General features: G+C 70.6%; 16 protein-coding genes. 12 read left to right on the top strand and 4 right to left on the bottom strand.

Translation table 11 applies throughout. The features are described from left to right. Window positions 1-90: 90 nt before the first annotated feature. Window positions 91-1,083: a LacI family DNA-binding transcriptional regulator gene (locus BLT21_RS06510; RefSeq protein ID WP_091500519.1), complete on the bottom strand. Its 993-nt coding sequence runs from the start codon at window positions 1,081-1,083 to the stop codon at window positions 91-93. Window positions 1,084-1,294: 211 nt separating this feature from the next. Here BLT21_RS06510 and BLT21_RS06505 point away from each other — a divergent pair, with 211 nt between their 5' ends. Together BLT21_RS06505 and BLT21_RS06500 are read left to right on the top strand one after the other, a co-directional pair. Beyond that, window positions 1,295-2,287 carry a M24 family metallopeptidase gene (locus BLT21_RS06505; RefSeq protein WP_091500735.1) on the top strand — a complete coding sequence of 331 codons (993 nt, stop codon included), beginning with the start codon at window positions 1,295-1,297 and terminating at the stop codon, window positions 2,285-2,287. 166 nt (window positions 2,288-2,453) lie between these two features. Next, window positions 2,454-3,851, top strand: a complete 1,398-nt coding sequence (locus BLT21_RS06500) for a glycoside hydrolase family 30 protein (protein WP_091500518.1) — start codon at window positions 2,454-2,456, stop codon at window positions 3,849-3,851. A 167-nt stretch (window positions 3,852-4,018) separates the two neighbouring features. Here the strand turns inward: BLT21_RS06500 and BLT21_RS06495 are convergent, their stop codons facing one another. Together BLT21_RS06495 and BLT21_RS06490 are read right to left on the bottom strand one after the other, a co-directional pair. Further along, a complete protein-coding gene (locus tag BLT21_RS06495) occupies window positions 4,019-5,299 on the bottom strand; it encodes an ABC transporter substrate-binding protein (RefSeq protein WP_091500517.1) in 1,281 nt (426 codons plus the stop codon). Between the two features lie 152 nt (window positions 5,300-5,451). After that, on the bottom strand, window positions 5,452-6,609 hold the full coding sequence (locus tag BLT21_RS06490) for an acetylxylan esterase (protein ID WP_091500516.1): 1,158 nt from the start codon (window positions 6,607-6,609) through the stop codon (window positions 5,452-5,454). A 122-nt stretch (window positions 6,610-6,731) separates the two neighbouring features. On the opposite strand from BLT21_RS06490, the gene BLT21_RS06485 reads away from it, so the two are divergent. Together BLT21_RS06485 and BLT21_RS06480 are read left to right on the top strand one after the other, a co-directional pair. Continuing rightward, window positions 6,732-7,664 (top strand): carbohydrate ABC transporter permease, encoded by a 933-nt coding sequence (locus BLT21_RS06485; RefSeq protein WP_091500515.1) that lies wholly within the window; start codon window positions 6,732-6,734, stop codon window positions 7,662-7,664. Continuing rightward, the gene (locus tag BLT21_RS06480) at window positions 7,654-8,571 is read left to right on the top strand and encodes a carbohydrate ABC transporter permease (RefSeq protein WP_091500514.1); all 918 of its coding nucleotides are present in this window, start codon (window positions 7,654-7,656) and stop codon (window positions 8,569-8,571) included. The genes BLT21_RS06485 and BLT21_RS06480 overlap by 11 nt, the downstream gene beginning before the upstream one ends. 85 nt (window positions 8,572-8,656) lie before the next feature. Here the strand turns inward: BLT21_RS06480 and BLT21_RS06475 are convergent, their stop codons facing one another. After that, a complete protein-coding gene (locus BLT21_RS06475) occupies window positions 8,657-10,678 on the bottom strand; it encodes a DUF6807 family protein (protein ID WP_091500513.1) in 2,022 nt (673 codons plus the stop codon). A 189-nt stretch (window positions 10,679-10,867) separates the two neighbouring features. On the opposite strand from BLT21_RS06475, the gene BLT21_RS06470 reads away from it, so the two are divergent. The 8 genes from BLT21_RS06470 (at window position 10,868) to BLT21_RS06435 (ending at window position 20,079) form a co-directional block, all read left to right on the top strand. After that, window positions 10,868-11,620: a hypothetical protein gene (locus BLT21_RS06470; protein ID WP_091500512.1), complete on the top strand. Its 753-nt coding sequence runs from the start codon at window positions 10,868-10,870 to the stop codon at window positions 11,618-11,620. 80 nt (window positions 11,621-11,700) lie between these two features. Continuing rightward, window positions 11,701-13,467 (top strand): ABC transporter ATP-binding protein, encoded by a 1,767-nt coding sequence (locus BLT21_RS06465; protein ID WP_091500511.1) that lies wholly within the window; start codon window positions 11,701-11,703, stop codon window positions 13,465-13,467. A gap of 99 nt (window positions 13,468-13,566) precedes the next feature. After that, a complete protein-coding gene (locus BLT21_RS06460) occupies window positions 13,567-14,589 on the top strand; it encodes a glycoside hydrolase family protein (RefSeq protein ID WP_091500510.1) in 1,023 nt (340 codons plus the stop codon). 182 nt (window positions 14,590-14,771) lie between these two features. Beyond that, window positions 14,772-16,070, top strand: coding sequence for an ABC transporter substrate-binding protein (locus BLT21_RS06455; RefSeq protein ID WP_091500509.1), 1,299 nt, complete (start codon window positions 14,772-14,774; stop codon window positions 16,068-16,070). A gap of 70 nt (window positions 16,071-16,140) precedes the next feature. Beyond that, window positions 16,141-17,133, top strand: a complete 993-nt coding sequence (locus BLT21_RS06450) for a carbohydrate ABC transporter permease (protein ID WP_091500508.1) — start codon at window positions 16,141-16,143, stop codon at window positions 17,131-17,133. Beyond that, the gene (locus BLT21_RS06445) at window positions 17,130-18,056 is read left to right on the top strand and encodes a carbohydrate ABC transporter permease (protein WP_091500507.1); all 927 of its coding nucleotides are present in this window, start codon (window positions 17,130-17,132) and stop codon (window positions 18,054-18,056) included. Before BLT21_RS06450 ends, BLT21_RS06445 begins: the two co-directional genes overlap by 4 nt. A gap of 2 nt (window positions 18,057-18,058) precedes the next feature. Next, a complete protein-coding gene (locus tag BLT21_RS06440) occupies window positions 18,059-18,727 on the top strand; it encodes a hypothetical protein (protein WP_091500506.1) in 669 nt (222 codons plus the stop codon). Window positions 18,728-18,798: 71 nt separating this feature from the next. Continuing rightward, window positions 18,799-20,079 carry an ABC transporter substrate-binding protein gene (locus tag BLT21_RS06435; protein WP_091500505.1) on the top strand — a complete coding sequence of 427 codons (1,281 nt, stop codon included), beginning with the start codon at window positions 18,799-18,801 and terminating at the stop codon, window positions 20,077-20,079. The last annotated feature ends 28 nt before the right edge of the window (window positions 20,080-20,107 follow it).

Below are 20,107 nucleotides of genomic sequence, written 5' to 3'. Positions count from 1 at the left end.
GGAAAGCGTTCTCAGGAAACGTTTTCTCAGCGTAGCACGACGGATCTGGGCCGCGCGAGGGCGAGGTTGCGACGGGCCGCTCGGCGCCGCTCAGGCGGGGGGAGCCCCGGTGCTCCCGCGCACGATGACCTCCGGCGACACCGTCACGGCGGGCTCGGGCGTTCGGCCCTGGAGGAGGTCGTGCAGTGCCGACCAGGCGCGCGCCCCGAGCTCGGCCATCGGCACCGCGGCCGTCGTGAGCGCGGGCGAGGTGTACCGGGCGAACGGGATGTCGTCGAACCCGGCGATGGAGAGTCGGCCGGGTACCGCCACGCCGCGTTCGGTGGCGGCGCTCAGCAGGCCCATCGCCGACAGGTCGTTGAACGCCAGCACCGCTGTCGCCCCCGAGGCGAGGACGTCGTCGAGGGCGCCGGCGCCGCTCGCGAAGTCGACGCCCGCGGCGATCTCGACGACCTCGCAGTCCGTCAGCTCCCGGCGGGCGTCAGCGAGGGCGGACAGGCGCTGCCCGCTCGAGGCGCTGCGGGCCGCGCCGGCGAGGTACGCGAAGCGTCGATGGCCCTGGGCGTAGAGGTGGTCGATGATCGCGCGCAGCGGCGTCCGGTAGTCGGCCGCGACGCTCGGGGCATCGCCGGCACGGTTGACGAGCACGACCGGTGCGACGTCGGCGACGACCTCGGCGAGCTGTTCGTCGCTCATACGGGGGGCGCAGAGGATCAGTCCGTCTGATCGCCGTCGCGATTCGAGGGCGAGGAGGCGCTCCTCGTCGACGTGCTCATCGGAGTCGGCGATGAGCACGTGGTATCCGTCGGCGACCGCCGCGCGGCTGAGTCCGCGCAGCATGCCCTGGAAGGTGGGGTTCGCGAGATCGGGAACCACGACCGAGATGGTCTGGGTGCGGCCCAGCACGAGGCTGCGCGCGAGCGGGTTCGCCGAGTACCCGAGCTGCGCGGCCGAGGCGCGCACGCGCTCGGCCAGGGCCGGGTCGACCGTGGCGTTGCCGTTCATCACGCGCGAGACGGTCGCGAGCGAGACGCCCGCGTGAGCCGCGACGTCGGTGATCGTGGTCTGCTTCGCTCCGGCCATCGTGCCCCGCCCTCTCCGGTCCGGCCATACTATGCGAGGAAACGTTTTATGACAGGAGACGACGATGTCTGCGACGACCACCGCGGAAGCGGACGACCACCCTCTCGCGGCCGACGGGGCGCCCGGGGGCGACGCGGCGACGGCGTCCGAGCGCGAGGTGAAGCGCCGCCGCATCGGCGCTGTGCGGGCCGAGGTCGGGGCGGACGCGCTCGTGCTGACGTCGCACGAGGCGCTGTCGTGGTACCTCGGGGGAGCACGCACGCACGTCTCGCTCGCGGGCCCGCCCGTTCTGGCCGTGCGGGCCGCACGGGACGGTGACACGCTCTACGTCTCGGCGAACGAGGCCGACCGGCTGATCGCGGAGGAGCTTGCCGCGGACGATGCCGCACGGGTCGTCCGCGTCCCCTGGTACGAGTCCGTCGTCGCGCGCGCGACAGGTGGAGCGTCCGGGGATGCGCCCGTCGCCGGCGGCCGCGTGATCGGCGAGGCGGACGTCGCTCCGCAGCTGCGGGCCGCGCGAGCCGAGCTGGTCGCGGAAGAGGTCGACCGCTACCGGGCGCTGGGTCGCGCCGTGGCCGAGGTGCTGACGGACGTCGCCGCCGAGCTGTCTCCGGCGACGTCCGAGCGTGCGGCGGCGACCGCGCTCGCCGCCGGTCTGGTCGCGCGGGGGATCGACCCCCTCGTGCTGCTCGTCGCCGGGGACGAGCGTCTGCCGCACCGGCATCCGCTGCCGACCGAGGCGCGTCTCGGGCAGCGGGCGATGCTCGTCGTGTGCGGCCGGAGGCACGGGTTGATCGCCAACGCCACCCGCTGGGTGGGCGAGATCGGCGCCGACGACGACCGGATCCTCGCGGTCGAGGCCGCCTTCTTCGCGGCGACCCGCCCCGGCGTGCGCCTCGACGAGGCGTTCCGCGCGGGATGCCGCGGCTACGCCGACGCGGGGTTCGCGCCGGACGAGTGGACGCGTCACCATCAGGGCGGTCCGACGGGCTACGCGGGGCGCGACCCTCGGGCGACCGACGTGACGCGGGACGTCGTGCGGACGCCGCACGCGTTCGCCTGGAACCCGAGCGCTCCCGGCGCGAAGGTGGAGGACACCGTGCTGATCTCCGACGCCGGTGTCGAGGTGCTGACCGTCGATCCGCGCTGGCCCACGACCGTCATCGGCGGCATCGCCCGACCGGCGGCGCGCCCGTTCTCCTGACGAGGCGCGCACCGGGGCGCCGCGGCGCCGGAGCTCTGAGGCTCCCGGGCTTCGGGGCTCTGCCATGATGGCGGAGGAACGCAGTGTCGCGTCATCGTGACGCGGGGCGTTCGCCGCCAGCCCGAGCTCCGAGCATCCGCTCGTCGCGCGCATCCGAAAGGCCCGCATGTCCGAGACCGCCGCAACCCTCGACCGTCAGATCAGCTGGGTGAGCACCGACCGCGAGCGGCCGTGGGTCGAGATGGCGGCGCCGCGCTTCGCGCCGTCGACGGGGATGCCCGACGTGCTGCTGCGCACGGATCGTCGCCACCAGACCGTCGAGGGCTTCGGCGTGTGCTTCAACGAGCTCGGGTGGCGGGCGCTCTCGCGCCTGGACGATGCCGACCGGGCGGAGATCTTCGACGAGCTCTTCACACCGGGACGGGGCCCGGGGTTCTCGGTGTGCCGGATGCCGGTGGGCGCCAACGACTTCGCGACGGATTGGTACTCGTACGACGAGGTCGAGGGCGACTTCGCGCTCGAGCACTTCACGATCGAGCACGACCGGTCGACCCTGGTGCCGTACATCCACGAGGCGCTGCGGCGGCGGCCGGACCTGAAACTGTGGGCGTCGCCGTGGAGTCCGCCGTCGTGGATGAAGACGAACGGCCACTACGCTGCCGCGCTGCCGTGGCGCGGGAGCGACGTCGACAACGGGCTGCGGCCGGATCAGGTCGGGGTCGAGGGCACCGACATGATGATCCAGGAGCCGCGGTACCTGGAGACATACGCCGAGTACTTCTCGCGCTTCATCGAGGCCTACCGGGCGGAGGGCATCGAGATCTCGATGGTCATGCCCCAGAACGAGTTCAACTCCCCGCAGGTGTTCCCGAGCTGCACGTGGACGCCGGAGGGGCTGGCGCGCTTCATCGCCCTCCTCGGGCCGCGGATGCGGGAGCTCGGCGTCGCGGTGTTCTTCGGCACGCAGGAGCGTCCCGCACCCGAGCACCTCGCGGCCGTGCTGGCGGACCCGGACGCCGGGGCGTTCGTCTCGGGTGCCGGGTTCCAGTGGGCGGGGAAGGGCGCGATCGCCGACGCGCACCGGATCGCGCCGCATCTGTCGCTCTATCAGAGCGAGCAGGAGTGCGGCGACGGCCGGAACGACTGGCGGTTCGCGCGGTACACGTGGTCGCTCATGAAGCGCTTCTTCGAGGCCGGCGCGAACGCGTACACGTACTGGAACCTCGCCCTCGACGAGGGCGGCGTGAGCCGGTGGGGCTGGGCGCAGAACTCGCTCGTCGTCGTCGATCCCGAGACGAACGCGTTCCGTTACACGCACGAGTTCTTCGTCATGAAGCACCTCGCGCACCACGTGCAGGCCGGCGCCACGCGCATCGACGCGTTCAGCTGGACCGGCCACGAGAACCAGCTCGCCTTCCAGAACCCCGACGGGTCGATCGTCGTCGTCATGCAGAACGACCTCGCCGATGAGATGCCGGTGACGATCGCCCTCGACGGCGCGGCCTTCGACGTCGTCTTGCCGACGGACTCGTTCAGCACGTTCCTCATCGCCGCCGGACGCTGACGCTGACGCTGACCCTGACCCGACGCGAATAGTCGTTTTCGCGTCTGATTCGGCGCCATTCGCGTCGGCTCGCGCGCCGGGACGGCGGATGGCGGACGGCGGATGCGAGGCAGGGCCGGATGCGGGGGCTGAGGTCCCCGCATCCGGCCCTGCCGGAATGTCGCCGGTCAGCTCGCGTCGAGCGCCGTCTGCACCTGCGAGACGAGCTCGGATGCCGCTTCGGCGGGTGTCGCCTTGTCGAAGGTGACGTCGTCGAGCAGCTTGGTGATGATCGGGCCGAGCTGCGAGGTAGGCAGCGCCAGCGGGTTCTGCGCGGTGCCGCGCGCTTCCGACAGGCGGTCGATGAAGGCGACCTGCGCCTTCTCGGAGTCGGTGAACTCCGGAGTGATCGCCTCGAGCACCGCCGGGGTCGCGGGGATGCCGAGCGTGAGCTTGTTGAGGGGTCCGGCCTCGTCGCTGTTCAGCAGGAAGTCGATGAGCATGGCTGCCTCGCGGGGGTGCTTCGACTTCGACGAGACGGCGTACTGGACCGTCGGCTGGATCACCAGGCCCACCTTGCCGGCGCTGTCTCCGGGGACGTTCAGGATCTGCAGATCCTGGCCGGATGCCGTCGCGTAGATGCTGATGAAGTTGAGCGGCGCGAACGTCATGCCGATCTTCCCTTGGCCCATCAGGCTCTGCTCGAGCGATGCGGACGCGTCCTCGGCCGCCGTCGACGCGTCGGGCGAACCGCCGCTCGACTGGAGCTCCTTCGCGAAGGTGAAGAACTGCTCGGCGGTGTCCTCGCTCACGCCGAACTCGCCGTCCGCGGTGTACAGGTCCTCGCCGCGCTGGCGGGCGAACGCCATGAGGGACTGGTCGTTCGCGATCTGCGCGGAGCCGTAGACCCCGTCGCCGCCCTTCTCGGAGATCTGCGTGGCGATGTCGATGTAGTCGTCCCAGGTCCAGTCGGAGTCGTCGGGCAGCGCGACTCCGGCCGCCTCGAACACCGCGGGGTTGACGATGATGCCGCGCGATCCGACACCGGTCGGCAGCGCGTAGAGCTTGCCGTCGATGACGCCCGCGTCGAGCGACCCGGGCGTGAACGAGTCCTGGTCGACGTCGGAGGAGATGTCGGCGATGGCGTTCTTCGCCACGTACAGGGGGAGGGCGTCGTAGGTGATCTGCAGGGCGTCGGGTGCGCCGCCTCCGGCGACCTGGGTCGCGAGCTTGTCGTAGTAGCCGTTGTACTCGCTGGGCTCGCCCGCGACGGTGATGTTCGGATGCGCCTTCTCGAAGAGCGCGATCTGCTCGTCTTTGATCGCGTTGAGCTCGTCGCTTCCCCACCAGGCGAAGCGCAGGGTGATCTGCTCGTCGGATCCGGCGCCGTCACCGGCGGCGCAGCCGGAGAGCGAGACGGCGATCGCGACGCCGGCGGCGGCGAGGGCGAGGAGTCGTCGGTTGTTCATGGGAGGGTCCTCTCGGGCGGGTGCCGCGCGGACAGTCGACGTCGACGATCCGCGGAAGCGTTTTCTCTACAGCGTCCCTCGACCGTGAGAAAACGCTTACTGACGGACGTTAACGCTCGCCACCGGCAATGTCAACGACGCGCCGACGGCTCTCACGCGCGCAGTCGTCCGGCGAGGAACGCGCGCGCCTCGTCCTGCATCGAGCCCGACGACACGTGCCCCGCGTCGTGGAACGATCCGGTGTAGCCCGGCGATTCGGCGAGCGCCGCGTCCGCCGCCCGCATCCCCTCGGGCGGGAACAGCGGATCGCGGCGGCCGTACTGCACGAGCGCCGTCTGGCCGGTGCCGGGGCGGGCGAGATCGGGCCAGTCGCCGACCGAGCGGATGCCGGGGCTGTGCAGCAGCCACGAATGGGTGTCGATCTCGGCGGGGACGAGCGACGCGAACGTGGCCATCATGCACGTGACCACGGTCGCCGACACGCGTCGGTCGAGCGCCGCCGCGAGCACGGCGCGTCCGCCGCCGCCCGAGAGGCCGAACGCGCCGAGACGTGCCGCGTCGACCCCCGGCATCCCGGCCAGCACGTCGAGCGCCGCGAGGTCGTCGCTCGCGACGGCTCCGGCGAGACTCGTGCCCAGCATGCCGGCGGCCTTCGCCAACGAGTCCTCATGGAGCGTCGAGAACGCGTCGAACCGGTCGTGGTCGTCCGGCTCCTCGCCCCGCTCGCGCCACAGCGCCTCGCGGGCCGCCATGTGCTCGGCGAGACGGGGTGTCGGCCGCGACAGATCGAACGCGCGGCTGCCCCACGAGAACGTGTCGTGCGCGAGGACCGCGAAGCCAGCGCGGGCGAGGTCGTTCGCCGGCGCCCGCCCGTCGTAGATGTCGCGGCGCAGCCGCGCGGCGGTGGGATGCGGAGCGCGATCGGTCTCGAGCAGCTGTTCGGCGCCGACCGAGCGGACGCCGCCGTGGCAGTGCAGGGCGAGGAGGCCGGGCAGCGGGTCGCGGACGCCCGCGGGACGCAGCATCCAGGCGCGGGTCCGCGGGCCGTAGGGGAGCTGCCAGCTCAATTCCGCGCCGTCGACGCCGCCCGTCGTCCACGTGCGCTCGACGCGGATGTCGACGACGACCGGCCGCCGCGCCCCCAGCGTCCGCGCGAGCGCGTCGCCCCGTTCGTCGCCGGGTTCGTGCGGCGCGGTCTCCGCGAGGTAGGCCGGCCAGTCGCCGTAGCGCGCGAGCGGTCCGAGGGGTCGTGCCGGCCGGTCCGCATCATCGGTCCGGGAGACAGCGGGGGAGGGGTCAGGCGACGTCATCGTGGCTCCGATCGAGCGGGACGCTTGTGCGTCCTCGCCGATAGTGTATCTTCACAGAAAGCGCTTTCTGAGCGCGGTGCATCGCTCGACGACGAAGCGATGGATGTGTCGAGGAGGACCGGATGAGCGCCATCGGCGAGCTGTCCCGGCTGCGGCGTCCCGCAGGGCGGGCTGCGCGGGAGAAACCGCGCGACACGAAGGCGGCGATGGTCTTCCTCGCCCCGTGGCTGCTCGGGCTCGTGCTCGTCACGGTGCTGCCGATCGCGGCATCCCTCTATCTGTCGTTCACCAAGTACGACCTGTTCAACGCTCCCGAGTTCATCGGCATCGACAACTACGTGCGCATGGCGCAGGACCCGCGGCTCGCGGCGTCGCTCGGCGTCACCTTCGTGTACGTCCTCGTCGGCGTGCCCCTCGCCATGGGCGCGGCCCTGGGCATCGCGCTGCTGCTCGACAAGGGTCTGCGCGGCCTCGCCTTCTACCGTTCGATGTTCTACCTGCCCTCGCTGCTCGGCTCGTCCGTGGCCGTCGCGATCCTCTGGAAGCAGATCTTCGGTGTCGACGGACTAGTGAACCAGTTCCTCGCGATCTTCGGCATCGAAGGCCCCGGCTGGATCTCCAACCCCGACACGGCGCTGTCGACCATCATCCTGTTGAGCGTATGGGGCTTCGGCGCACCCATGGTCATCTTCCTCGCGGGCCTGCGCCAGATCCCGGTGATGTACTACGAGGCCGCGGCGATGGACGGCGCGGGGCCGGCCCGGCAGTTCTTCTCGATCACGCTCCCGCTGCTGAGCCCGATCGTGTTCTTCAACCTGGTGCTGTCCATGATCGGCGCGTTCCAGGCCTTCACGCAGGCCTTCATCATCTCGAACGGATCGGGCGGGCCCTCCGACTCGACGCTGTTCTACACGCTGTACCTCTACCAGAAGGGGTTCACCGCGTTCGACATGGGCTACGCCTCGGCCATGGCCTGGCTGCTGGTGGCCATCATCGCGGGCTTCACCGCCGTGAACTTCGCTCTCTCGAAGCTGTGGGTGTTCTATGACGACTGAACTGATCACGACCGCCGACCGCAAGGACGCCCGCGAGCGTCAGCGCGCGCGTCGGCGGGAGGAGCTCGGCCTCGGCCGTCGCAGCCGCGCGGGCGCCCTCGTGCGCCACATCTTCCTCATCGCGACGTCGCTGCTGATGCTCTATCCGTTGCTGTGGATGATCGTCAGCTCGCTCCGGCCCAACGACGAGATCTTCCGGCTGCCGGGCTTGTGGCCGCTCTCGTTCGAGGTCGACAACTACATCCAGGGGTGGAACGCCCTCTCGCCGTCGTTCGGCACCTACCTGTGGAACTCGCTCGTCGTCGTCGCGGGGTCCATCATCGGCAACCTCGTGTCGTGCACGATGGCCGCCTACGCCTTCGCCCGCCTGAACTTCCACTTCAAGCGCACGCTGTTCGCGATCATGCTCGTGACGATCATGCTGCCCGTGCACATCGTGATCGTGCCGCAGTACATCATGTTCAGCCAGCTCGGACTCGTGAACACCTTCTGGCCGCTCATCCTGCCGAAAGCCCTCGCGACCGATGCGTTCTTCATCTTCCTGATGGTGCAGTTCATCCGCGGCATCCCTCGTGAACTCGACGAGGCCGCGCGCATCGACGGCGCCGGGCACGCCCGCATCTTCCTGCAGATCCTGCTGCCGATGATGACTCCGGCCTTGGCCACGACCGCGATCTTCACCTTCGTGTGGGTGTGGAACGACTTCTTCGGAGCGCTCATCTACCTCAACAACCCCGACCTGTTCACCGTGCCGCTCGCGCTCCGCCAGTTCATGTCGGCGCAGGGGGCCTCGAACTTCGGCGGGATGTTCGCGATGTCGGTGGTCTCGCTCGTGCCGGTCTTCCTGGCGTTCCTCTTCGGTCAGCGCTTCCTCATCCGCGGCATCGCCACCACCGGCATCAAGTAAGAAGCTGGTCCTCGCGCGTCGAGCGCGAGCCCACCCGCGGGTGCGGGGCGGCTCGCGGCGACGGGCGGGGTGAGGATGCGGCGGGTCAGGGGGCGAGCAGCGCGGTGACCTCGGCGTCGCTGAGGCGGCCGTCGGCCACGAGCAGGCGGTAGGCGCGGCGCACCGGACGAGCGGGGGATGCCGCGACCGCGCAGTCCCACGCGAGCGCGGCACCGATCCCGGGATAGCCCGCGGCCCGCACGAACCACGGGTCGGCCGCCGAGACGTCGTCGGCCGGAGCCAGGGCCACGGTCGCCTCAGCGCCGGCGCCAACACCGACGCCATCACCGACGCCGCCGGCATCCGCCACCGCCCCGGCATCACCGGAGGGAGCGAAGCGGGCGGACCACGCCAGCCACGGGGCGACGGTCCCGTGCACGGCCTCCTCGCCGCGGTCCCGCGGGGTGCGCACGTCGATCTCGGTGCACGCCGGCAGGCGCCACGCGAGACCGCCGTAGCCGCCGCCGGCGCGGCCGTTGCTGCCCGGGCTTCCGAGCATCACCGTGCGCTCGCCGATCGGCGAGAGCTCGAACGACATCGAGACGATGGTCGCGCGGTCATCACGGTGGGCCACGCGCAGTTCGCGGCGTTCCGCGAGCACGGCTGCGCCGTCGGGGCCGATCCATCGCAGGTCGAGCACCGCGCCGTCGGCGGTCTGCCCGACCGCCGCGATCTCGATGCGGCCGTGATCGTCGCGCCAGATGTAGTCCTCGCCGCGTGTGTAGGTGCGGCCTCCCCAGAAGTTCGTGCCGTCGACATCCTGCAGCGCGACGCTGATCCCGAGATGCCAGTCGTGATCGGCAGGATGGTGGTCGGTGACGACGATGCCGCCCGGCGTGCGCACGGGATGCAGATACGGCCGGGGGCTCGACGATCGCGCCGTGTCCGCACCGGAGACGAGCTCGGCCAGCGGCGCACCCGTTCGCGCCCCCGTACCCGGCAGCGTCAGCACGACCTCGGGAGCCGTGTGACGTGCCCACGGCAGTCGCAGCTCGCCGAAGGTCGCCTCGGCATCGACGGCGCGGACGACGGCGTCCTCGATCCCGTCGACGACGAGGCGCCGGGCGGCGCCCTCGCCGCGTGCGGTCACGAAGGCGGGGTCGATCGGATGCGGGGCCGTGCGGCCCACGGCGTCGATGACGGCGACGAAAGCGCCGGCGGCCGACAGTGGCGACAGCAGCGGGGTGCCGTGGTCTCGGTGGTCGAGCAGGTTCTCGAGCAGGTCGTCGCGCTCGAAGCGCTCGCTGCGGCCGTCGACCTCGACGACGTCCTCGGTGTAGAAGAAGCGCGCCGTCCCGCGTCGGCCGTGCACCTCGACGTAGGGATCGACCTGCTCGTCGGCGCAGAGCGTCAGGCCGGCGGTGACCCGGATTCCGCGGGTCGTCGATACCCGCAGCAGGCTGGTGTCATCGCCTTCGATGGCGTTCGCGCGGTAGAGGTCGGCGGTGACCTGCGTGATGTCGGCCCGCGCGGTCGTCCCCGCGAGGGCGAGTGCGGTGGCCGTGGCGTGGGCGAGGGGGTTCGTCGTGACGCCGTCGACGACGGCGACGCCGTCGAGCTCGCGGCGTCCGGCCCACCGGCTGCGCTCCCAGTAGGCCCGGTCGCGCGCCCACAGGCCGACGGCGCCGACGGCCCGGACGGGCCCGAGGTCGAAGCGATCCTCGGCGAAGGCGCGGAGCGCTCGCGAGCCGAGGCTCTGGAAACCCACCTGCACGCGCGCGCCGGAACGGGCGGAGGCCTCCTCGAGCACGCGGAGGTCGGCGAGGGTGAGCACGGGCGGCTTCTCGAGATAGAGGTCGATGCCGCGGTCGACGACGGTGCGCGCCAGTTCGAGGTGCGTGTGCAGGGGCGTCGCGACGATGACGACGTCGATGTCGTCGCTCGCGGCCAGCAGCTCGGCGAGGTCGGGATGGACCCGGGTCTCGTCGGGCAGGGCGCCGACGGCGGGCGGGCGGGGGTCCGCCACGGCGACGAGTCGCACACGGTCGCCCAGCCGGCGGAGGTTCTCGAGGTGCACGGTTCCGTAGCCGTGGACGCCGACGAGGGCGATGGTGGTGGTGCGGGTCATCCGAATCTCCTGACGTCGACTCCATCATGCCAGCAAGCGCTTTCCCGAAGCGATCCGCGGGAAATGAGGGCGATCGGATCGTCACCCTACGGCAGCGCGGGTCGTGCCGTCGATGGGGAGCGCTCCCCGCGTCACGCGCGCCACCGGCCCGCTACTGTCGGGCGTATCGCCGACCCGAGGAGAGCCGTTATGGCACATCACACATCCCGCACCGCCGTTCTCCGCCTCCGTGCCGGCGTGATCATCGCCGCCATCGGCCTGGCCGCGCTGACGGGGTGCACCCCCGCCGCCTCCGACGGCGGCGCCGCGACGACGGCCGCGCCCGCGACCACGGCGCCCGTCGATTCCTCGCCGGCGCCGTCGGCGTCGGCGTCGGAAGCGTCCACGGGGGCGCTCGACGCGGCGGCGCTCTCCGACCTGTTCAGCGGCATCCAGTTCCGGCCCGGCGAGTACGACTCGACGGCGGCCATGCTCGAGTCGATCTATCCCGGGCTGACGGTGTCGGATGCCGCGTGCCTCGCTCCGTTCGGCGCCGGCTGGGAGTCGGCCGACGCCGCGGTCGAGTACGGCACGAGCAACGACCGCTCGATGACCGCGGTCGTGGCGTCGGCGGCGGACGAGGCCACGGCGGAGGATCTCGTCGCGCAGGCCGACGGCGCGATCGCGACCTGCGCCGACGGTCAGGAGCTCTTCGCGATGCAGGGCGTGCCGATCACGACCTCGGTCGCTCCGTTCGACCTCGCGGTCACCGGGGCGGACGCGGTGCAGGGATGGCGCGTGACGGGTGATGTCGGCGGCTCGCCCTTCACGCTCGTGGGGGCCACGGTGCGGGTCGGCCAGAACGCGCTCGCCCTCGTCGGGTGGGACCCGGAGACCAGCGCCGACTACGTGCCGCAGGCGACGCAGCTCTTCGTCGACCGCATCGCACAGGCGGCAGGCTGAGCGCGACGACATCCGCCGCGTGCGGACGGATCCGCCGCGCGGGGCTGTGCGGGGCGGGGAGCGGCGTCTAGCATGGACACGTGGCAAGGAAACCGCTTTCCCGACCCGCGGACCTGATCGACGGGGCTCGACCCGCGCGATCCGTCCTGCGGCTTCTCGCCCGACGCCCGGGACGGATGAGCGTCGCGATCGGCGCATTCGCGGTCAAGGAGATCCCGCTGTGGTTCCTGCCGGTCATCACCGCGGCGATCATCGACATCGTCGCGGGCGGGGGTGACGTCTCCGCCGTGGTGGGGTGGTTCCTCGTCGCGGCGGCCCTGCTGCTGCAGAACTACCCGAACCACATCCTGTACACGCGCAGCTTCATGACCGTGGTCCGCGACACCGGCGCCGACCTGCGGAACGCCCTCGCCGCCCGACTGCAGAGCCTCTCGATCGGATACCACTCGCGGGTCAGCTCCTCGATCGTGCAGACCAAGGTCGTGCGCGACGTCGAGAACGTCGAGCTGATGCTGCAGCAGGTCACGCATCCGCTGCTCTCGGCGACGATGGTCATGATCGGCGCTCTGGCGATGACCGCGATCGCCGTGCCGCAGTTCCTCCCGGTGTACGCGCTGGCCGTGCCGATCGCGATCGGCATCCGGTACGGCATGCGCAACCGCTCGCGCGAGCGCAATGCGGTCTTCCGCCGTGAGGTGGAGGTCTTCTCGGCACGGGTGGGCGAGATGGCGTCGCTCATCCCCGTGACCCGCGCGCACGGGCTCGAGGAGACCGCCGTCACCCGCGTGACGCACGGGGCCGAGGGCGTCCGTCGCGCGGGCCTCCACCTCGACATGCTGAACGGTCACGTCGCCTCGATCTCATGGGTCGCGATGCAGCTGCTGGGGGTCGGATGCCTCGTGCTCGCGGCGGTCTTCTCGCTCACCGGCGTGCTGCCCATCTCGCCCGGCGAGGTGGTGCTGCTCTCGACCTACTTCACCCTGCTCACGCAGGGGCTGACGCAGCTGCTCATGCTCATCCCCGTCGGGGCGCGGGGCCTCGAGTCGGTCCGCTCCATCGCCGAGGTGCTGCAGGAGCCCGACCTGGAGCAGAACGAGGGCAAGCGCCGCGTCGACCGCGTGGTCGGCGACATCCGGCTCGAGCACGCGAGCCACCGCTACGCCGGCGCGGCCGACGACGCGCTGAACGAGATCGACCTGCACATTCCGGCCGGCCGGACGTACGCGTTCGTCGGATCGTCGGGGTCGGGCAAATCCACGCTCCTCAACCTCGTGCTGGGCTTCGTCCGCGCGACGGACGGGCGTCTCACGATCGATGGGGCGGATGTGCAGGAGCTCGACCTGCGCACGGTGCGGCGTTCGGTCTCGGTCGTGCCGCAGGAGTCGGTGCTCTTCGAGGGGACCATCCGCGAGAACGTGGCGTACGGGCTGCCCGACGTCACCGACGAGCGCATCGAGCAGGCGCTCCGTGATGCCAACGCGTGGCAGTTCGTGCGCGAGCAGCCCGACGGCTGGGACACCGTGGTGGGCGAGCGCGGGGCGCGGCTGTCGGGCGGGCAGCGCCAGCGGCTCGCGATCGCGCGGGCTCTCGTGCGCGACCCCCGCATCCTGCTGCTCGACGAGGCGACCTCGGCGCTCGATCCCGAGTCGGAGGAGCTCGTGAAGGAGGCGCTCGGCCGGCTGATGGCGGGGCGGACGACGCTCGTCGTCGCGCACCGGCTGTCGACCATCCGGCAGGCCGACCGCATCGTGGTGCTCGAGCGCGGCCGCATCGTCGAGCAGGGGTCGCACGACGATCTGCTGGCGGCGTCGGGGCGCTACGCGCACCTCCACGCCACCCAGGCCTGACCCACCCCAACCACCCGTCGAGTCGCCACAAAGCGTGGGTGCCAGTGCGCCCACATCCGCAGAACCTGGCGAGTCGACGGGGGAGAGAAGGAGAGACCGATGCTCAGGGAGATCTACCGCGACCCGGTCTACGACGGGGCGACCGACCCGGTCGTGGTCATCGACCGCGCTCGGACGCGGGACGTCGGAAGCGACGGCGACGGCGACGGCGACGGCGACGGCGAGGGCGAGGGCCGGGGCGACGTCAGCTGGTGGATGTTCTACACGCAGCGGCGCGCGACGCATCCTGCACCCGGCCCGGGCGTCGCCTGGGTGCACGGCTCGCGGATCGGGGTCGCACGCTCGAGCGACGGCGTCAGCTGGACCTATGCCGGCACCCTCGAGCCGGATGCCGCGGGCCTGGCTCTGACGCCGGGCGCGCCGCCGTCGGAGGTCGACCGCACGCACTGGGCGCCGGAGGTCGTGTTCGACGGCACGGTCTGGCGCATGTTCCTCACCGAGATCGACGGCGTCCCCGATCGCTGGCCGGGGCACAGTCGGACGATCGTCGCCTACGTGTCGGACGACCTGCTGTCGTGGCGCCGCGTCGGGCCGCTCGCCCTCGCGAGCGACCGCGTGATCGATGCCGGCGTCGCGCGGACCCCCGACGGTCGCTGGCGGCTCTGGTACAAGGACGAGGCCGCCGACTCGATCACCCGCGTCGCCGTCTCGAACGACCTCGAGTCGTGGGCGGATGCCGGCATCGCGATCGGCGGTCGGCCGCACGAGGGGCCCAGCGTCTTCGAGCTCGGCGGCCGGTGGTGGATGATCGTCGACGAGTGGCGGGGGATGGGCGTGCACTCGTCGCCCGACGGGATCGCCTGGCGACGGCAGGGCGGGCCCGACGACGTCGTCCTCGGCGCGGGCTCGGTCCCGGGCAGAGGATTCGGGCACCACGGATCGCCCGTGCGCGACGGCCGCGACCTCTGGTACTACTTCTTCGCACAGCCGGCGACCACCCCGGACGCCGGCGGCGACGGCGCATCGGCATGCGATGTCGACGCCCGCCGATGCGCTGTGTACCGCGTGCGTCTGCGTGTCGACGGCGGCCGGTTGATGTGCGAGGCTGAAATGCCGAACTGAGACCGGTAACAGTCGCGGGATCACGGGTGCGGACCGGTTCCGCAGACGTTCTTGCGAAACGTTTCATGGCGTAGTACGGTTGCGGGCAAGCGCTTTCCCAACCCGGGTGGCGCTGACCTGCACACACGGACAATGGACGTTCGCGCGCACCGAGACGACGACGTTCGGCAGAGAGGACAACGATGTTCAGCAGAAAGCGGGCACTGGCCACGATCGCCATCGCGACGGGCGCCGCGCTCACCCTGGCAGGCTGCGCCGGTGGCGAGGCCCCGGCCGCCGACGCCACGTTCGACCCCGACGAGAAGGTCACCCTGAACCTCGCCTTCTGGGGCAACGACGTTCGCGCACAGCTCTACAACGAGGCGATCGAGGCGTTCAACGAGGAGTACCCGAACATCACGGTCAACGCGACCTTCCTGACCTTCCCCGAGTTCTGGGAGAAGCGTCAGACCGAGGCGGCGGGCGGCGGTCTGCCGGACGTCATGCAGTTCGATTACTCGTACCTGCGCCAGTACTCCGAGAACAACCTCCTGCTCGACCTCGAGCCCTACCTCGGCGACATCATCGCGACCGACGCCCTGCCGCAGAACATCCTCGACATCGGCGTCGTCGGCGACACGACCTACGGCATCGCGACCTCGACGAACGCCTGGGGCATGTTCACCAACCCGAAGCTCCTCGAGCAGGCCGGAGTCGAGGACTTCGCGGGCGGCTCCTGGGACGACTATGCCGACTGGATGGCGAGCGTCACCGACGCCTCGGGCGGCGCGTACTGGGGCGGGACCGACTACGCCGGCCGCATCCAGAACTTCGAGCTCCAGCTGCGTGCCGAGGGCTCGCAGCTCTTCAGCGAGGACGGCGAGCCCGGCTTCGACGAGGAGCGGCTCACCGAGTTCTGGGAGGACGGTGCCGAGCTGCGCGAGAGCGGCGCCGTGATCGGCCAGCAGCGCCTCGAAGAGGCCCTGCCGCTCTCGGGCTTCGACGCCGCCCTGACGGCGAGCGAGCTCACGTGGGACAACTTCGGAGGAGGCTACCTCGGCAACCTGGGCGAGGGCTACACCGAGCTCGGCCTCGTCGCCCCGCCCGTCACCGAGGAAGGGGCGAAGGATCTGTACCTCAAGCCCTCGATGCTCCACACGATCTCGGCGAAGACCGAGCATCCGGCGGCGGCGGCGACGCTCGTCGACTTCCTCGTCAACTCGCCGCAGTCGGGTGAGATCTTCGGCACGAACCGCGGTCTCCCGGCCTCGCAGACCGCCCTCGACGCCGCCGACCTCGACCCGCTGAGCCAGCAGGTCAAGGAGTACGAGGAGTCGATCGCCGACCGCCTCGGCGATGCCCCGCCCGTGCCGATCGTCGGCTACGGCACGATCGAGGAGGAGTTCCGCAAGCTCGGCACCGAGCTCGCCTTCGGCACCATCACGGTCGATGACGCCGTCGACCGCTTCTTCTCGCAGATGGACATCACCCTCAACGGATGACCCGCACCCGTGGGCCGGTGCTCGTCGCCGGCCCACGGACCCGCTTCCTCCCCGCATCCTCAGGAGCATCGTGACCACTACCGCCACACGGGTGATCGTCACCAAGGACTCGTCGCGTCGCGGCCTCGTCCGCAAGCAGCGTCCCGAACACCTCGACCGCCCCGGGGCCCGCAAGCGGGCCGTCCGCGAGAACATCGCGGGATACGGCTTCCTCCTGCCGTGGCTCGTCGGGTTCTTCGGCCTCACCCTCGTGCCGATGGCGTACTCGCTGTACCTGTCGTTCACGAGCTACAACATCTTCTCGCCGCCCAAGTGGATCGGCTTCGACAACTACGTCCGGCTCTTCACCAACGACCCGAGCTTCATGCAGTCCGCGCAGATCACCCTGATCTATGTGCTCGTGGGGACCCCGATCTCGCTCATCGCGGCGCTGCTCATCGCCCTGCTGCTCAACTACCGCGACAAGGGCGCGGCATTCTTCCGGTCTGCCTTCTACGCCCCGTCGCTGATCGGCGCCTCGGTCTCGGTCGCGATCGTGTGGCGCGCGATGTTCGCCACGAACGGCCCCGTCGACAACGGCCTGAACGTCTTCGGCATCGACCTCGGCGGCTGGATCGGAAACCCCGGCCTCATCCTGCCCATGATGATCCTGCTCGCGGTCTGGCAGTTCGGCGCGACGATGGTCATCTTCCTCGCCGGCCTCAAGCAGATCCCGAAGGAGCTGTACGAGGCGGCCGAGATGGACGGGGCCAATGCCCTGCGCCGCTTCCGTGCCGTCACGGTGCCGATGCTGTCGCCGGTCATCTTCTTCAACCTGCTGCTCGGCCTCATCGGCGCGTTCCAGGTGTTCGGATCGGCCTACATCATCTCCAACGGCACCGGCGGCCCCGCCGGCATGACCAACTTCATCACGGTCTACCTCTACAAGACCGGCTTCGCCGACGGCCGCATGGGCTACGCCGCCGCGATCGCCTGGGTCCTGCTCGTCGTCGTCGCCATCATCGCCCTCATCCTCTTCCGCACCCAGAAGTCGTGGGTGCACTACTCGGGAGACAACCGATGACCACGTCACCCACCTCACCGCTCACGAGCGAAGCCATCTTCGCCGAGCAGCAGAGCACGCCGATGCCGCCCGCGCGACGCAGAGTCAAGCGCAAGACCTGGCAGACCATCGTGTGGTTCGCCGTGCTGATCGTCATCACGGCGGTCGTGCTCTACCCGCTGGTCTGGCTGCTGCTGTCGACCTTCAAGCCCAACAGCGAGTTCGGCCAGAACATGGGCCTGCTGCCGAACGCCCCCACGATCGAGAACTACATCAAGGTCGGCGAGGGGATCGCGGGTGTGCCCATGTGGCGCTTCTTCGCCAACTCGCTGCTCATCGCCGGCGTCTCGGTCATCGGAACGGTGCTGTCGTCGGCCCTCGCGGCCTACGCCTTCGCGCGGCTGCAGTTCAAGGGACTCGGCATCCTGTTCGCCGCCATGATCGGCACGCTGCTGCTGCCGTTCCACGTCGTGATCATCCCGCAGTACATCATCTTCAACAATCTGGGGATGGTCGACACCTACTGGCCCCTCCTGCTGCCGAAGTTCCTCGCGACCGAGGCGTTCTTCGTCTTCCTGCTCGTCCAGTTCATCCGGCAGATGCCCCGCGACATGGACGAGGCCGCGAAGATCGACGGGGCGGGTCACCTCCGCATCTTCTGGTCGATCATCCTGCCCCTCATCAAGCCCGCGCTCATCACCTGCGCGATCTTCAGCTTCATCTGGGCGTGGAACGACTTCCTCGGGCCGCTGCTCTATCTCACGAGCCCGGAGAACTATCCGCTGCCGATCGCACTGCGGCTCTACAACGACCAGACCTCGTCGAGCGACTACGGCGCGACGGTCACGGCGTCGTTCATCGCGCTGGTGCCGATCCTGCTGTTCTTCATCGTCTTCCAGAAGTTCCTGGTCGACGGCGTCGCCACCCAGGGTCTGAAGGGCTAGCGGTGTCGACCGACGAGCGGCCGCGCACACGACGCGAGGAGCGTGCGGCAGCCCGCGCCGACCGTTCGGGCAGCGGTCCGACCCTCGACGCGCGTCCGCAGCTGCGGCATCCCGGTGCCGCCGGGGCGTTCGCCCTGCTCGGCGAGGTACTGCTGATCGGGCTCCTCATCGGCGTCGTCTCGCTCACCGTCGTCACGCTCCCGATCGCGCTCGCGGCCGGAGTACGGCACCTGCGACGCTATGTCGCCGCCGACGACTCGCGCCTCGCCCTGTTCTGGGCGGACGTGCGTGCCGGTCTGGTGCCGGGAGCGGCCGTCGGGCTGGGGGTGCTCGGCGCGACCCTCGTGCTGCTGCTCGACATCGACCTGGCCCGTTCGGGCTTCCTCCCGGGCGGTGCCGTGGTCGAGGCGGTCGGCTGGACGGGGCTCGCCGCGCTCGCCGTCGCCCTGCTCCTCGCCGCCGGGGCCTGGAGCCCCGAGCTCGGCTGGCGGGCCGCGATCCGTGCGATCCCGGACGCCGCTCGCGGCGACGTGGTCGGCGTCGCCTACCTCGGGGCCACCGCGGCCTTCGTCGTCGTGGTCACGTGGGCCCTTCCGCCGCTGTTCGTCGCCGGCATCGGCTGCGCCGCCCTCGCGGTCGTGGCGATCCCGGCACGCCCGCGCCGCACCTGATCCCGGATGCCCGCGCTGCGGCATCCCCACCAGACCCGTCCCCCCGGGCCGCTCCCGAAGAAAGGACTCCGATGAAGGCAACCCGCCTGCTCGCATCGATCGGCATCGTCGCCGCCGGTGCGCTGGCCCTGAGCGGATGCGGCGGCGCTCAGACGCCGACCGCCGCCGCGTTCGACCCCGACGAGAAGGTCACGCTCACCTACGCGTTCTGGGGCAACGACGACCGCGCGACGCGCTACGACGAGCTGATCGCGGCGTTCAACGAGGAATACCCCAACATCACCGTCAACGTCAGCTTCACCGACTTCCCGAGCTACTGGGAGAAGCGGCAGACCGAGGCGGCGGGCGGCGGGCTGCCGGACGTCTTCCAGTTCTCCGACAGCTACCTGCGTCAGTACGGAGAGTCGGGCAATCTGCTCGATCTCGCTCAGGTCGCCGACCAGATCGACATGACCACCTTCGACGACGGTCTGCTCGGGACGGGTGCCCTCGACGGCACGCAGTACTCGCTGCCGACCGGCTACAGCCTGTGGGCGAACTTCGTCAACGATGATCTCGTCGCCCAGGCGGGTGTCGAGGCCCCCGAGGGCGGCACCGACTTCGGCGCGTTCGACGATTGGATGGCCGAGGTCACCGACGCGACCAGCGGTGCCGTGTACGGCGGCACCGACTACACCCAGCGCATCCAGGTCTTCGAGCTGGCGCTGCGCGCCGACGGCGGCAACCTGTACACCGACGACGGGGAGCTCGGTTTCACGAAGGACCAGTTGCGCGAGTTCTGGGAGAGCGGCGACACGCTCCGCGGCGGCGTCGCCGTACCGCAGCAGCGTCTCGAGGAGCTGTCGCCCAAGTCGGGCTTCGGTGCCGCGCTCACGGCGAGCGAGATGAGCTGGAGCAACTTCCTGGGCGGGTATCTGGCCGACTCGGGCGCGTCGTCGATCTCGATCGTGGCGCCGCCGACGGCGAAGGACGGTTCGAAGGACCTCTACCGTCAGGCCGGACTCCAGGTGGCGATCTCGGCCAAGACCGAGCACCCGCAGGCGGCTGCGCTCTTCCTCGACTTCGTCGTGAACTCCGAGGCGGCGGGCGAGATCTTCGGCACCACGCTCGGCTTCCCGGCCTCGACCTCGAAGCTCGCCGGCGCGACCCTCGAGGGACCGGACAAGCAGGTCGCCGACTACATCGAGTCGGCGGCCGACCGCATCGGCGACGCTCCGCCCGTGCCCGTCGCCGGATACGGCTCGCTCGAGCAGACGTTCTGGGAGCTCGGCAAGTCGCTGGGCCTCGGAACCACCTCGGTGGACCAGGCTGTGGACCAGTTCTTCTCCGAAGCCGAGGTCGTCCTGGGCTGAGGCCGACCCCGTCGGGGATGCCGCGCGC

It is taken from the genome of Microbacterium sp. cf332, from assembly GCF_900102175.1.
GTDB lineage: Bacteria > Actinomycetota > Actinomycetes > Actinomycetales > Microbacteriaceae > Microbacterium.
The sequence above is the reverse complement of the archived record's forward strand: the minus strand, read 5'-3'. Positions and strand labels throughout refer to the sequence as shown.